General features: G+C 68.7%; 12 protein-coding genes. 11 read left to right on the forward strand and 1 reads right to left on the reverse strand.

The features are described from left to right. Positions 1-29: 29 nt before the first annotated feature. Complete coding sequence (locus ACN22W_RS22140; RefSeq protein WP_129517284.1) at positions 30-416, reverse strand: TssQ family T6SS-associated lipoprotein; 387 nt, start codon at positions 414-416, stop codon at positions 30-32. 630 nt (positions 417-1,046) lie between these two features. Here ACN22W_RS22140 and tssJ point away from each other — a divergent pair. The 11 genes from tssJ to tssE all read left to right on the forward strand — a co-directional run bounded on the left by tssJ (position 1,047) and on the right by tssE (position 15,289). Then, positions 1,047-1,562, forward strand: coding sequence for a type VI secretion system lipoprotein TssJ (gene tssJ / locus ACN22W_RS22145; RefSeq protein WP_129514904.1), 516 nt, complete (start codon positions 1,047-1,049; stop codon positions 1,560-1,562). After that, on the forward strand, positions 1,559-2,965 hold the full coding sequence (gene tssK, locus ACN22W_RS22150) for a type VI secretion system baseplate subunit TssK (RefSeq protein ID WP_419689414.1): 1,407 nt from the start codon (positions 1,559-1,561) through the stop codon (positions 2,963-2,965). Before tssJ ends, tssK begins: the two co-directional genes overlap by 4 nt. Positions 2,966-2,979: 14 nt before the next feature. After that, positions 2,980-4,308: a DotU family type VI secretion system protein gene (locus ACN22W_RS22155; protein WP_419689415.1), complete on the forward strand. Its 1,329-nt coding sequence runs from the start codon at positions 2,980-2,982 to the stop codon at positions 4,306-4,308. A 1-nt stretch (position 4,309) separates the two neighbouring features. Continuing rightward, a complete protein-coding gene (tssM, locus tag ACN22W_RS22160) occupies positions 4,310-7,936 on the forward strand; it encodes a type VI secretion system membrane subunit TssM (RefSeq protein ID WP_419689416.1) in 3,627 nt (1,208 codons plus the stop codon). Further along, entirely contained in the window at positions 7,933-8,613 is a 681-nt protein-coding gene (gene tagF, locus ACN22W_RS22165) for a type VI secretion system-associated protein TagF (protein WP_419689881.1), read from the forward strand. Before tssM ends, tagF begins: the two co-directional genes overlap by 4 nt. 62 nt (positions 8,614-8,675) lie before the next feature. Continuing rightward, positions 8,676-10,925, forward strand: a complete 2,250-nt coding sequence (locus ACN22W_RS22170) for a protein kinase domain-containing protein (RefSeq protein WP_419689417.1) — start codon at positions 8,676-8,678, stop codon at positions 10,923-10,925. After that, a complete protein-coding gene (gene tssA, locus ACN22W_RS22175) occupies positions 10,912-12,042 on the forward strand; it encodes a type VI secretion system protein TssA (RefSeq protein ID WP_419689418.1) in 1,131 nt (376 codons plus the stop codon). Before ACN22W_RS22170 ends, tssA begins: the two co-directional genes overlap by 14 nt. A gap of 77 nt (positions 12,043-12,119) precedes the next feature. Next, complete coding sequence (gene tssB / locus ACN22W_RS22180; RefSeq protein ID WP_419689419.1) at positions 12,120-12,674, forward strand: type VI secretion system contractile sheath small subunit; 555 nt, start codon at positions 12,120-12,122, stop codon at positions 12,672-12,674. Continuing rightward, a complete protein-coding gene (gene tssC / locus ACN22W_RS22185; protein ID WP_419689420.1) occupies positions 12,667-14,175 on the forward strand; it encodes a type VI secretion system contractile sheath large subunit in 1,509 nt (502 codons plus the stop codon). The genes tssB and tssC overlap by 8 nt, the downstream gene beginning before the upstream one ends. Positions 14,176-14,222: 47 nt before the next feature. Beyond that, entirely contained in the window at positions 14,223-14,714 is a 492-nt protein-coding gene (locus ACN22W_RS22190; protein WP_027791618.1) for an Hcp family type VI secretion system effector, read from the forward strand. 26 nt (positions 14,715-14,740) lie between these two features. Next, positions 14,741-15,289, forward strand: coding sequence for a type VI secretion system baseplate subunit TssE (tssE, locus tag ACN22W_RS22195; RefSeq protein WP_419689421.1), 549 nt, complete (start codon positions 14,741-14,743; stop codon positions 15,287-15,289). Positions 15,290-15,291: the final 2 nt, after the last annotated feature.

Raw genomic sequence — 15,291 nt, forward strand, 5'->3', positions numbered from 1 at the left:
ATGAAGCGCGCGCGTGTCGACCGGTTCGTTCAGGATGACGACGCATGTCTGCGGCGCGCGTATTCGAACGCGGGCCCCCAGATCGGATGGCCCTTCTCGGCAGCGGACAAGTCGAAGCGCGGGTTGAGGTCGAGAATCCTCGAGAACTCGGCGCGGCACTGCGCGACGCGGTTCGTCACGCAATAGCTGAATGCGAGGAGCTTGTGCGCGGCGACCTGCGTGTTGATGTCGGCGCCGTCGATCTCCTTCGCATGGCTCAGCAACGCGATCGTGCGCCCGTAGTCGCCGCTGTCGTACGCGGCGCGCGCGCTGTCGACCGTCGTGCGCGCGGCCGACTGCGGCGGGGACGTGCTGCACCCGCCGGCCCCCAGCCACAACGCGCCGAGCAAAACAACGAGCAATGAACGGCCTGTCATTATTGAAATTAAGAATTCGCGTAATTGGAAGGTGGCACACAAGCGCTGTTGGATTCTAGTGCCAATCATCGGCATCGCCGTTGCTGTTACGTTTTGTTTCATTTAAGCGATCCGATTCCAATTAAATGGAAAATCACTACGAATTTCAGTGCTTGTGAATCCAAAAAAACGAACCTATAGTTCGCTGTGTTTTTCGGATTCGTCAGTTGTTTTGTCGGCGCTCGTCAATGCACGAAAAAACGGTTCGTCCGTTCGCGCGACACGAATAGCCTGGCACACCATCAACGTCGCGGGCGTCCCTTGCCTGGCGGCCGGCCGGCTTGCGCCCCGAGCCCATCCGACAGGTGTCCACGCAATAGAACCGGGCCGCCATGGCGAACCGGTCGGATTAACCTTTTCCGTTAAATGAACGAACTCAATCAAATTACCTGTCATCTCGCCAAATTCATTTTTACAAACCACGGATGATTTGACCCGGCTTTTTACAAAAAACGATTTGCCGGCACAAATTGCAATGGAAGGATATTCGAGTTACACAATTACCGGTCAATTAATTGTCCCTTTTTTGATCAGACCATCCGGTTCCGTAGTCCAGGATCGGCGAATGGCTATTGGGTGGCGAGGGTGAATATGCAATGGCGGTCGAGCAGTCTCATCGTATGGGGATGCGTGTTGCTGCTTCCGGGGTGCGGCGCGACGGAGCACGCCGCGGCGGTGCCGTATGCGATCACGGTCGACGTGGCGCCCGACGTCAACCCTGACATGAACCGCAAACCGTCGCCGATCGTGCTGAAGGTGTTCCAGCTGCGCGCGGCATCGGCGTTCGACAGCGCGGATTTCTTCTCGCTGCAGGACAAGCCCGAGAACGTGCTCGGCGCGGACCTGCTCGGCACCGACCGCGTGATCCTGCGGCCGGGCGACTCGCGCACGCTGCACTATCGCGGCAACGTCGAGGCCGGCGCGATCGGCGTCGTCGCCGAATACCGCGTGCTCGAAAAGAATCGCTGGCGGCTGACGGTGCCGCTGCCGCGCGCGAAGCAGCTCAATCTCTACAAGTTCTGGCAGACGTCGCCGGGCGAACTGAAGCTGTCGATCGCGGTCAGGAACGGCGGCATCGCGCTGAACGACGCGCGGGGGCGCCCATGACCGAACCGACGATGTCCGCGACGCCGGTCGCGGCACTCCGCCAGCGCGTGGTGTGGACCGAAGGGATGTTCCTGCGGCCGCAGCATTTCCAGCAGCTCGAACGGCACTGGGAACGCTACGTCGCGCTGCGCTGCCTGCCGCTGCAAGGCTTCTACTGGGGCTTCGACGCGCTGGAAATCGATCGCGAGCAGCTCGCGCTCGGCAAGGTCGCGCTGCGTGCCGCATCGGGCGTGATGCGCGACGGCACGCCGTTCGACCTGGCGCATCCGGACGATCTCCCCGAGCCGCTCGACGTGCCCGCCGACGCGAAGGACCAGCTCGTCGTGCTCGCGCTGCCGTTGTGGCGCGGCGGCGGCGAGGAAGTGTCGTTCGGCGCGGGCGCCGCTAACGGCGGAAACGGTGCAAATGGCGCAAACGGCAATGCGGACGTCGCGCGCTACGTCGTGCGCGAATACGAAGTGGCCGACGCGAACGCCGTCGCGCTCGGCCCCGCGCTGCTTCAGACGGGGCGCCTGAACATGCGGCTGATGCTCGAAGCCGAGCTGACCGGCGACTGGCACGCGCTCGGCGTCGCGCGGATCGTCGAGCGGCGCACCGACGCGCGGCTGCTCGTCGACGACGGCTACATCCCGCCGCGGCTCGTCGCGCAGCGCGATGCCGTGTTGCTGGCGTATGCGCGCGAACTGCACGGACTGCTCACGCAACGCAGCGAGGCGCTCGCGGAACGGCTGTCGGAACCCGGGCGCGGCGGCGTGTCGGAAGTCGCGGATTTCCTGCTGCTGCAGCTCGTGAACCGCTATCTCGCGCTGACCTGGCATGCGCAGCAGCACGTTTCGACGCATCCGGAAGCGCTGTTCTGCGACTGGCTGAAGCTCGCGTGCGACCTGAGCACGTTCACGGCGGCCGGCCGGCGCCCGCAGTCGCTCGCGGTCTACGTGCACGACGACCTGCGCACGAGCTTCGCGGAACTGATGACGGAACTGCGCCGATCGCTGTCGACGGTGCTCGAACAGAACGCGATCCAGATCGAACTGCGCGATGCGGGCAACGGCATCCGCGTCGCGACGCTCGCCGACCCGGCGCTGCGCGACACGGCCGGCTTCGTGCTCGCGGTGCGCGCGGACGTGCCGGCCGACAGCCTGCGCACCCGCTTTCCGGCGCAGGCGAAGCTCGGGCCCGTCGAGCGGATCCGCGATCTCGTGCAGCTGCAGCTGCCGGGCATCACGATGCGCCAGTTGCCGGTCGCGCCGCGGCAGATCCCGTATCACGCGGGTCATACGTACTTCGAGATCGACAAGGGCAGCGACCTGTGGAAGCAACTGGCGCGCTCGGGCGGTCTCGCTTTTCATTTCGCCGGCGAATTCCCGGGGCTCTCGATGGAGTTCTGGGCGATACGCGGGTGAGGGCGGACATCGCGATGAATTCTTCCTCCGATTCGATCTCCGCCGGCGCCGGCGGATTCGTGCCGCCGAATCCGGGCGGTATGCATCCGGCCGCCACGGCGGGCGCGGCGGGTCCGGCCGGGCCGACCGCCACGCAGCCGCGGCCCGGGCGCTGGGCCGCGAGCGGCACGAACCCGCTCGTCGCGGCCGCGAACCCGCTGCTCAACCTGGTGCCGCAGATCCGCTCGACCGTCCATCATCCGAATCCGGCGTGGCTGCGCGAGCATCTCGTCGTCGAGATCCGTCAGTTCGAGGCGCGCGCGCAGGAAGCCGGCGTGCCGTCCGAGGCGATCATCGGCGCGCGCTACTGCCTGTGCACGGCGCTCGACGAGGCGGCCGCGCTGACGCCGTGGGGCGGCAGCGTGTGGTCGTCGCACAGCCTGCTCGTGTCGTTCCACAACGAGACCTGGGGCGGCGAGAAGTTCTTCCACCTGCTCGAACGCCTGTCGCAGCAGCCGCGCCAGCATCTCGACCTGCTCGAGCTGCTGTACTTCTGTCTCGCGCTCGGCTTCGAGGGTCGTTATCGCGTGCTGGACAACGGCCACGCGCAACTCGATGCGCTGCGCCACCAGCTCGCGCTGACGATCCGCTCGGTGCGCGGCGAATTCGAACCCGCGCTGTCGCCGCACTGGCGCGACGTCGTCACGCGCGACGTCGCGCGCCGTTTCGTCGTGCCGCTGTGGGTGTGCGTGGCGCTCGCGCTGCTGATCGGCTTCGGCGTGTTCGTCGGGCTGCGCATCGCGCTCGCCGGGCATTCGGATCGACTGTTCGCGTCGATCGACGCGCTGCATGTGCCGAAACTGCAACCCGCGCAGGCACCGCCGCGCCCGGCGCCGGCGCCGCGCATCGGCAAGTTTTTGGAACCCGAGATCGCGGCCGGCCTCGTGTCGGTGCGCGACGACGCCGATCGCAGCGTGATCGTGCTGCGCGGCGACGGGCTGTTCAAGTCCGGCTCGACATCGGTGATCGACCGTTACGCGCCGGTGCTCGCGCGGGTCGCCGACGCGCTGAACAAGGTGCCCGGCAATGTGCGCGTGACCGGCTATACCGACGACACGCCCGTGCATACGGCGCGTTTCGCGTCGAACTGGGATCTGTCGCGCGAACGCGCGGAAGCCGTGCGCAGCATGATCGCGGCCCGGCTCGACCATCCGGAGCGGCTCGCGGCGGAAGGGCGCGGTACGCTCGATCCGGTCGCGCCGAACGATACGCCCGCGAACCGCGCGCTGAACCGGCGCGTCGAGATCACGCTGCTGCCGGCGCCCGGCAGTGCCGCCGTCGGCGCGACGCAGGGGGCCAACTGACATGAACCAGGCTGTCGCGCGTTTCGTCCGGCCGTTGCCGTCGCGGGAGATCTGGACCTTCGCCGGTCTCGTCGTGCTCGCGTGCTTCGTGTGGCTCGCGGGCCCGCTGTTCGCGTTCGCCGAAATCCGGCCGCTCGAAAGCGGCTGGGCACGCGGGCTGACGATCGCGGTGCTGTTCGCCGCGTGGGGCGCGCGCGTTGCGTGGCGCAGCTGGCGCGCCGGCCGCCTCAACGCGCAACTGCTGAACCAGCTTCGCGAGGCCGTGCCGGGGCCGGCCACCGCCGACGATCCGGCGAAAGCGCAGCTCGACGAACTGCGCAGCCGCTTCGACGAAGCCGCGACGCTGCTGAAGAAAGTCCGCTTCGGGCAAGCCGACACGGTGCGCAAGGGCCTGCCGCGCTGGTTCGACCGGATGTCGCGCCAGTATCTGTATCAGTTGCCGTGGTACGTATTCATCGGCGCGCCGGGCTCGGGCAAGACGACCGCGCTCGTGAATTCCGGGCTCAGCTTTCCGCTCGCCGAGCAGTTCGGCCGCGCGGCGATTCGCGGCGTGGGCGGCACGCGCCATTGCGACTGGTGGTTCACGAACGACGCGGTGCTGATCGACACGGCCGGCCGTTATACGACGCACGAGGGCAACCGTGCGCTCGACGAAGCCGAGTGGAAAGGCTTCGTCGATTTGCTGAAGAAGTACCGCACACGCCAGCCGCTGAACGGCGCGATGCTGACGATCAGCGTGGCCGACCTGCTCGGCGCATCGGAAATCGAACGCACGCAGCACGCGATGGTGCTGCGCAAGCGGCTGCTCGAGCTGCGCGCGCAGCTCGGCATCCGCTTTCCCGTGTATCTGCTCGTGACGAAGGCCGACCTGCTCGCGGGCTTCGCCGAGTATTTCGGCAACTACGGCCGCACGGAATGCGCACAGGTGTGGGGCTTCACGTTCCCGCTCGCGCAGAGCGAGGCGCCCGGCTTCGACCTGCGCGCGGCCTTCGACCGCGAATACCGGCTGCTGCACCAGCGGCTGAACGACGGGCTGCCCGAACTGCTGGCCGCGCAGACCGATGCGCGCCAGCGCGAGATGACGTACCTGCTGCCGCAGCAGATCGCCGACCTGCAGGACATGCTCGGCCAGTTCGTCGCCGAGGTGTTTTCCGTCTCGAGCTTCGAGCCGATGCCGATGCTGCGCGGCGTCTACCTGACGAGCGGCACGCAGGAAGGCACCGCGTTCGATCGCGTGATGAGCGGCATCAAGCGCTTCCTGAAGATCGAAGGCGTGCCGCCGGTCGCGCAGGTCGGCTCGACCGGGCGCAGCTTCTTCCTGAAGTCGCTGCTGCAGGAACATATCTTCCGCGAATCGGCGCTGGCCGGCAGCGACCTGCGCTGGCATCAGAAGCGGCGCGTGTTGCAGATCGCCGGCTACGCGCTGCTCGCGCTGGTATGCGTGGCCGTGCTGGTCGCGTGGCTGCGCAGCTATTCGAACAACCGCGCGTATCTCGACCAGATCGCCGCGCGCGTGCCGGCCGTCGATGCGCAGATCGCAGGCGCGAAGTTCTCCGACGCGACCGACATCGCCCGGTTGCTGCCCGTGCTCGACGCGCTCGGCAGCCTCGCGAACGCGGGCGGCGTCGACCTGTCGCATCCGCCGCTGGCGTATCGGTGGGGGCTGTTCCAGGGCGAGAAGATCGACGAGGCCGTCGACGCCGTGTACCGGCGCGCGCTCGACGACGTGCTGCTGCCGATCGCCGCGAGCCGGATGGAGGCCGCGCTGCGCGACGCGCGGCCCGACGAGACCGAATACGCGTATGCGGCGCTGAAGGCGTACCTGATGCTGTACGACAGCGCGCACTACGATCCCGCGTTCGTGCAGGCCGTCGTCGATCTGGAAATGGAGCGCGCGCTACCGCCCGATTTCTCGCCGGCCGAACGTTCGGCGCTGCGCGCGCATCTCGCCGCGCTGTTCGGCAGCCGCGTCGCGGTGTCGCCGTATCCGATGAACGAGCGGCTCGTGGCCGACGTGCGCGACCGGCTGCGGCAGGTGCCGTTCTCGCAGCGGCTATACCGGCAGCTCACGCGCACGCTGCGCCCGGCGACGTCCGCGTTCGACTTCAGCGTCGCGCGCGCGGTCGGCCCCGACGCGTCGCTGGTGTTCCGGCGACAGAGCGGCAAGCCGCTGTCGGAAGGCGTGCCGGGCCTTTATACGCGCAACGGCTATCGCAACGTGTTCGCGCCGCGCCTGGCCGGCGAGGTCGATGCGTACGGGCGCGAGGAAGTGTGGGTGCTGAACCTTGGATTGTCCGAGATCCCCGGGCCGAACGATGCGGCCGCCTGGGCGCGCGACATCCGCCAGCTTTACCTGAACGACTACCTGAAGATCTGGGACGACTATCTCGCGGACATCAAGCTGCAGCGCACCGCGACGCTCGCGCAGAGCATCCAGGTCGCGCGCGCGCTGTCGTCGGCCGATTCGCCGCTCACGCGGCTGATGGTCGCGCTCGCGCGCGACACCGCGCTCGGCGATGCGCCGGGCGGGGCGCGCAATCTCGCGTCGCGTGCGCAGGACAAGGTCGACGAGGCACGCAGCTCGCTGTCGCAGATCTTCGCGGGCCAGGCCAGCGACGCGAATCCGTCCGCGGCGGCGCCCGCGAGCGCCGAGCAGGTGATCGACAGCCACTTCGCCGGGCTTCGCACGTTCGCACCGGGCAGCGGCGACCAGGCGCAGGCGTTCGACGCGGTGCTGAAATCGATCGACGCGCTGTACACCTACCTGACGGCCACCGACGACGCGCTGCGCAGCGGCGCGCAACCGCCGCCGTCCGACGCGCCCGCGCGGCTGCGTGCGCAGGCCGGCCGCCTGCCGACGCCATTCCGCGAAGTACTCGACGACCTGTCGAACGTCGCGAACGGCAGCGTCGCGACCGTCGAGCAGCGCAGCGTCATGCAGCGCGCCGGCGCGAACGTCGGCGATTTCTGCCGGCAGGCGATCGCGGGCCGTTATCCGTTCGCGCGCGGATCGTCGCGCGACGTCGCGCCGGCGGACTTCGCGCAGATGTTCGCGCCGGGCGGGCTGATGGACGATTTCTTCCAGAAGAACCTGCAGTCGATCGTCGATACCACATCGCACCCGTGGCGCTTCGCGAACCGGAATGCGGATGCCGATCCGTCGGCGGCCGAGATGCTTGCGTCGTTCGAGAAGGCCGCGGTGATCCGCGACGTCTATTTCGGCGGCGCAGCGCGCACCGCGCAGTTGAAGGTGCAGATCCAGCCGCTCGAAATGGACCCGTCGATCACGGAGATGGTGCTCGACGTCGACGGGCAGATCGTCCGTTACGCGCACGGCCCGCTCGTGCAGAGCGCGGTGGACTGGCCGGGCCCGCGCGGCAGCAACCAGGTGCGGCTGCAGGTGTCGGGGCAGGCCGGTACGACCGACGGCTTCACGACCGACGGGCCGTGGGCGCTGCACCGGCTGTTCGACCGCGCGGGCGTGTCGGCCGGGCGCGGCTCCGACCAGATGATTGCGCGCTTCACGGTCGACGGCAAACCGATCGTGCTGCAGGTGAATGCGGGCAGTGTCCGCAATCCGTTCAGGCTGCCCCAGATGGAGTCCTTTACATGCCCTCCGAAGCCATGAGCCCGACACCGCCGCTCGCGCGCGCCGATGGCGACGCGCCGGCCTGGTACGGGAAGATTCCCGGCGCCGGCGACTTCGTGAACAGCCGGCTGCCGCATGCGCTCGCACTCTGGTGGGAACGCTGGCTCCTGCAAGGGATGGCCGCGATGCGTCAGCGCGGCGCGGACGAGATCGAGCGCCACTACACGGTCGCGCCGGTCTGGAATTTCCTGATCCCGGCCGGTGCCGGCGCGTCGTGCGTGCAGCCGGGCTGCCTCGCGCCGAGCTGCGACCGCGTGGGGCGCTACTACCCGGTGATCGTCACGCTGCCGATGCGCGCGGCCGATTACTGGAACGGGCTGCCCGACGCCGCCGACGCGTTCTACTGGCAGGTCGGCCATGCGCTGCTCGACGCGATCCGCCATGCGCACGCGCCGGGTCATCTCGAGCAGACGCTCGAGCGCGTGCGGCTCGCGCCGGGCGGCGGCACGCTCGCGGACATCGTCGACGGTTTGCCGGCGGCGCTGCCGGAGCGGCCGGCGCCGGCAGCGTGGCCGGGGCTGTCCGGTTATTTCGATCCGCACGGCGGCACCAGCTTCTGGTGGACCAACCGCGCCGACGGATCGCCGCTGCGCACGCACGCACATACCGGCACGCCCGACAACGCGCTGTTCCTGACGCTGTTCGGCGGAGGGTAGCGGGCCGCCGGGCGCGGCGTGAGCGACAAGCAGAAAGGACGCGGTTTCGAGAGGTGGTGGAGATGAAGGACCCAGGATCGAGAGACAACGAGCACGACACCGCGACACGCGGCGACGCATCCGAATTCACGGTGCGGCCGCTGCCGCTCGGCCATCGCCTGGGCGAACTGCAGCTCGACGAGGTGCTGGGGATCGGCGGTTTCGGGATCGTCTATCGCGCGTTCGACCGTACGTTGCGGCGCGCGGTCGCGATCAAGGAGTACATGCCGTCGATGCTCGCGACGCGCGGCGGCGACTACACGGTGTCGCTGCGTTCCGAGCGGTTCGCGCAGGCGTTCGACGCGGGGCGCGGCGCGTTCCTCAACGAGGCGCGCCTGCTCGCGCAATTCGACCATCCGGGGCTCGTCAAGGTCCTGCACTTCTGGGAAAGCCACGGCACCGCGTACATGGTGATGCCGTTCTACGAAGGGCGCACGCTCAAGCAACTGCTCGACGGCGGCATGCGGATCAGCGAGACGCAGTTGCGTAACATCGTCGCCGCGCTGCTCGGCGCGCTCGACACGCTGCATCGCGCGCAGTGCTTCCATCGCGACGTCGCGCTCGACAACGTGCTGATCCGCCCGAACGGCAGCGCGATCCTGCTCGACTTCGGCGCGGCGCGCAAACGGATCGGCGATCTCGTCGACGACGGCGCGATGATGATCAAGCCCGGTTACGCGCCGATCGAGCAGTACACCGACGACCCCGCGTTCAGCCAGGGGCCGTGGACCGATCTCTATGCACTCGGCGCGGTGATGCACGCGATGATTACCGGCGAACTGCCGCCCGCGGCCGTCGTGCGCAGCATCAAGGACACGTACCGGCCGCTCGCGTCGCGCGAGTTGCCGGCCGGCGAGGTGTACAGCCCGGCGTTCCTCGCGGCGGTCGATCATGCGCTGCAGTTGCGGATTCCGGATCGGCCGGAATCGGTCGCGGCGTTCGCGGCGGAACTCGGGTTGCGGGATTTCGACCGGACGGGTGGGGGGTATGGCGCGGCGGTCGTGCCTCCGGCGGGCGATGCGGGCAACGGCGGGGACGGGAAGGGTGATGCTTCCGCCGCGGCCGGTACCGCGTCGGCGGGTGCTGCCGCGGCTATCGGCGAGGGCAGGACCGCGTCGGGCACGCCGTCGTCGCGGCCCGGGCGGACGGATGATTTGGCGGTGCCGGCGGAGACCGCATCTGCTTCGTCTGCGATGTCCGGTGCGCCATCGGCATCGACGGCGGCCGCGCAAGGCGCCGCGCTTGCGGCTGCGGGAACGATAGCAGCGTCGGCAGTGCGCGCGGCGCAGCCGGTCGGGTCCGATGGACCCGGCAGCAGTGAAAGCGAGCGCGCAAAGGAACCACCCGCGGCCGGTACGCGACCGGCAAGCGCCGACGCCGACATCGGAAAGCGTGGTGCAGCGGATGCCGGGAATACGAGCCCGAATGCCGGTGCTGCCAGCGCGACCGCGCCGTATCCCGCCGCATCGGCATCATCGTCGGGCGGCGCATCCACACCGTCCGGCATTCGACCCGGCCCCGCACGCAACCGCCGCATTCCCGTCTACGTCGGTAGCGCACTCGTCGCGCTGATCGCCATCGGGCTCGCCGCGACCTATCTGTCGCGTCCCGCCCGCGTCGCCGACGAGGCCGCGCCCGGCGCGAGCCAGCCGCTGGCCGGCACATCGTCGCCCGCGAGCGCGCCGGACGCCACGCTGGCCCAGAGCGGACCGACGCCGACCGTCGTGCCGCCGTCGAGCCTGCCGGCCGGATCGTCGGAACAGGTTCCGCCGCCGCCCGTCGCCGCCGCACCGGCCAGCACGCCAGCCGTCGAGGCCGCTGCCGCCGCGCCGCAGGTCGCGACCACCATCACGAACCCGGCCCCGTCGCAAGCCGGCTCCCGTTCGACTATCGCGCCGGCCGGCAGCCTCGACGCGTCGGAGCGCGTCGTCAACGTGCCGCCGTCGGAAGTCGCCGCGCGGCCGACCACGACGCCAACTCCGCCACCACCGCCGGAAACCGACACGACCATCGCCGCCGTGAACGTGCTGCCTGCCGAGCCACGTCCGCCGAAGACGCAGGAAACCGTCCAGGTCCGCTTCAACGTGCGGCCGTGGGGCGACGTCTACGTGAACGGCGCACGGCGCGGCGCGAGCCCGCCGCTGCGCTCGGTGTCGCTGACGCCGGGCGTGTACCAGATCGAGATCCGCAACGGCTCGCTGCCGCCGATGCGTCGCACGCTGGCGGTCGATTTCGGCAGCAAACCGATCAACATCGACTATGCATTCGAATGACATCAGCCAGGCGGCGCTGGCCGCCGCCGCGTTTGCTCCCGGGTCGCGCGGCGTACCGTGGGCAACGCCGCGCGCCGACGTGATCGGCGGGCTGCTCGCGGACGTCGCGCCCGATGCGCCGTGCGGCGCGAACCTCGAATACGACGCCGAGTTCCTGCAACTACAGGAGCGTGCGACGCCGCGCGCCGAGCAGCAGTACGGCGACACCGTGATCCCGGCCGAGGCGCCCGACTGGCGCACGGTCGAGCGGCTCGCGCTTGCGCTGTCCGCGCGCACTAAGGACCTGCGCGTCGTCGCGTATCTCGCGCGCAGCTGGACCGAGCAGCACGGCATTCCCGGTTATGCGGACGCGCTCGCGGTCGTCGCGAACCTGCTCGAGCGCCGGTGGGACGACCTGCATCCGCGGCTCGACGCGGACGGCGAACCCGACCCGACGCCCCGGATGAACGCGCTCGCCGACGTGGCCGGCGCGCACGACTGCGCGCGTGCGGCGCGCCGCCAGCCGCTGTTCGACGGCGGCCCGAGCGTGCGCGACGCCGAGCGGCTGCTCGACGGCCGCGACGACGCGGGCGGCTCCGTGGCAGGCAGCCGCGACAGCCTGGTCGCTACGCTGTCGGCCGCACGAGACGACGGCACGACGCCGCTCGACGCGGCGCGTGCCGCGTTGCACGCGCTGGATGCGATACGCGAATGCGTGACGGACAAGCTCGGCCGTGAATGGGCGCCCGATGAAGGCGACGCGGAGAAGGCGTTGCAACGGATCGTGCGCGAAGTGCCGCTGCCCGAACCGCGACCGGGTGCGCCGGACGGCGCGGTGTCCACGCTGCAGGCGGCATCCGGAGACGCGTTACAGGCAGGTGGCACACAACCCGCGCCGGCGGCGATGCCGAACGGCCATGCGTGGCGCGATGCCGACGTCACGAGCCGCGACGACGTGCGGCTCGGCCTCGACAAGATGTGCCGCTATTTCGAGCTGCACGAGCCGAGCCATCCGGCGCCGCTGCTGCTGCGGCGCGCGCAGCGGCTGCTCGCGCTCGACTTCTACGAAATCATCCGCGATCTCGCGCCGGAGAGTTTGCCGAAGCTGGACCTGCTGAGCGGCGAGCGAAGCGAATGAAACGAACGAACGAAAGGGGCCGCCACACGGGCGGCGACCACGGACTGCGCAACCTGATCGATGCGAAGGAGTAGACGATGACGGACAGAACCAAGGCGGCAGGCAGCGGACAGAAGTTCATCGCGCGCAATCGGGCGCCGCGCGTGCAGATCGAGTACGACGTCGAGACCTACGGCGCCGAGCGCAAGGTGCAACTGCCGTTCGTGATGGGCGTGATTTCGGACCTGGCGGGCAAGCGTGCCGAGCCGCTGCCGGATCTGCCCGAGCGCAAGTTTCTCGAGATCGACGTCGACAACTTCGACGAGCGGATGAAGTCGGTCGCGCCGCGCGTCGCGTTCCAGGTGCCGAACACGCTGACGGGCGAAGGGATGCTCAACGTCGACATGACGTTCGAGCAGATCGACGATTTCTCGCCGGCCGCGATCGCGCGCAACGTCGATGCGCTGCGCCGGCTGCTGGAGGCGCGTACCGAGCTGTCGAACCTGCTGTCGTACATGGACGGCAAGCACGGTGCCGAACAGCTGATCGAGCGCGCGATCAACGATCCCGACCTGCTGAAGACGCTCGTGCGCGAACCGCCCGAGCCCGCGCAGCGCCGCGACTCGACCCAACCGGAGGCCCGCAATGAATGACCCCGTCCAATCCCGCGCCGACGCGCGCGACGCCGCGCAGCCGGCCGTCGCGCACGACGAATTCGCCGCGCTGCTGCAAAAGGAATTCAAGCCGAAGACCGCCGAGGCACGCGAGTCGGTCGAGCGCGCGGTGCGCACGCTCGCGCAGCAGGCGCTCGAACATACGGTCGGCATGACGACCGACGCGTACGGCAGCGTCAAGCAGATCATCGCGGAGATCGACCGGAAGCTGTCCGAGCAGATCAACCAGATCCTCCATCACGACGAGTTCCAGACGCTCGAGGGCGCCTGGCGCGGCCTGCATTACCTCGTCACGCACACCGAGACCGACGAGCTGCTGAAGATCAAGGCGTTGCCCGCGTCGCGCAACGAGGTCGCGCGGATGCTGAAGCGCTACAAGGGCGTCGCGTGGGACCAGAGCCCGCTGTTCCGCAAGATCTACGAGGAAGAGTACGGGCAGTTCGGCGGCGAACCGTTCGGCTGCCTCGTCGGCGATTTCCATTTCAACCACAGCCCGCCCGACGTCGAGATGCTCGGCGAGCTGTCGAAGATCGCGGCGGCCGCGCACGCGCCGTTCATCGCCGGTGCGTCGCCGGAGCTGATGCAGATGGATTCGTGGCAGGAGCTATCGAACCCGCGCGACCTGACGAAGATCTTCCAGAACACCGAATACGCGGCGTGGCGCAGCCTGCGGCAATCGGAGGATTCGCGCTACGTCGGCCTCGCGATGCCGCGTTTTCTCGCGCGGCTGCCGTATGGCGCGCGCACCAACCCGGTCGACGAATTCGATTTCGAGGAAGATACCGACGCCGCGAACCACGATCGTTATACGTGGGCGAATTCGGCCTACGCGATGGCCGCGAACATCAACCGCTCGTTCAAGCAGTACGGGTGGTGTTCGTCGATCCGCGGCGTCGAGTCGGGCGGGGCGGTCGAAGGGCTGCCGAGCCATACGTTCCCGACCGACGACGGCGGCGTCGACCAGAAATGCCCGACCGAGATCGCGATCAGCGACCGCCGCGAGGCCGAGCTCGCGAAAAACGGCTTCATGCCGTTCGTGCACCGGAAGAACTCGGATTTCGCGGCGTTCATCGGCGCGCAGTCGCTGTATCAGCCGGCCGAGTATCACGATCCCGACGCGACCGCGAACGCGCGGCTGTCCGGCCGCCTGCCGTACCTGTTCGCGTGCTGCCGCTTCGCGCATTACCTGAAGTGCATCGTGCGCGACAAGATCGGCTCGTTCCGCGAACGCGACGACATGGAGCGCTGGCTGAACGACTGGATCATGAACTACGTCGACGGCGACCCCGTGAACTCGTCGCAGGAAACCAAGGCGCGCAAGCCGCTCGCGGCCGCGCAGGTGGTCGTCGACGAGGTCGAGGACAACCCCGGCTACTACACGTCGAAATTCTTCCTGAGACCGCACTACCAGCTCGAAGGGCTCACCGTGTCGCTGCGGCTCATCTCGCGGCTGCCGACCGCGAAGGCGGCAAACGAGTGAACGGCAACCGGCATTCAACCTGACATCGCACCGAAACGGAGACGGCAATGGGCGTGGCAATGTTTATGAAGGTGGACGGCGTGACCGGCGAATCGGCCGACGCGCAGCACAAGGGCTGGACCGACATCCAGTCGTTCACGTGGGGCGCGAGCCAGCCGGGCGCGATGGCGAGCGGCAGCGGCGGCAACGCGGGCAAGGCGAGCTTCAACGATCTCGTCGTCGCCGCGTACATGGACAAGGGCGCGCCCGCGATCATCAAGAACTGCGCGAACGGCAAGCATCTTTCTTCGGTCGAGATTTCGGCGTGCAAGACGGGCGGCACGCAAGTCGAATTCATGCGCGTGACGCTGCAGGAAGTGCTCGTCACGTCCGCGCAGGTCGCGGGTATCGACCCGGGCGACGTCGCCGACCGGCTGATGATGCACTACGGCTTCCAGGCCGCGAAGGTGAAGAAGCAGTACTGGCAGCAGAACGACAACGGCGGCAAGGGCGCCGAGGTGACGGTCGGCTGGAACATCAAGGAAAACACCGAGATGTGACGGGTCGAACCCGCACGGAGACGACCATGGACGACTCGCGAACCCGCGACGGCCGGGAGGGCAGCCTGCGCGACCGGCTGCAGCCCGCGCTGCTCGACCGGCTCACCGACGATGCACCGCACCGCACGACCGAAGCACCCGGCGCGCAATGGATCGGTACCGAGCGGCTGCGCGCGGCGGTGCTGCGCGATCTCGCGTGGCTGCTCAACACGCGCAACGCCGAGGACGGCTTCGTCGACTGGTCGGCGTTCGCGCATGCGCAGGCGTCGGTGCTCAACTACGGCATGCGGCCGCTCGTCGGCAAGCCGATGTCGGGCGTCGAGCGGATGTCGGTCGAGGCGTCGATCCGCGACGCGATCGTCCGTTTCGAGCCGCGCATCGCACCCGACAGCGTCGAGGTCCGCAGCGTGCTCGACGCGCAGGGCGGCCGGGCCGGCGAACGGCGCCACAACGTGCTGCTGTTCGAGATCCGCGGCACGCTGTGGTCGATCCCGCATCCGCTCGAATTCGTGCTGCGCTCCGACCTCGATCTCGAGACGGGCGCGATGTCGCTGCAATCCGTGGCGGGAGCCTGACG

The sequence above is a fragment of the Burkholderia theae genome (assembly GCF_048565265.1).
Classification (GTDB): Bacteria; Pseudomonadota; Gammaproteobacteria; order Burkholderiales; family Burkholderiaceae; genus Burkholderia; species Burkholderia theae.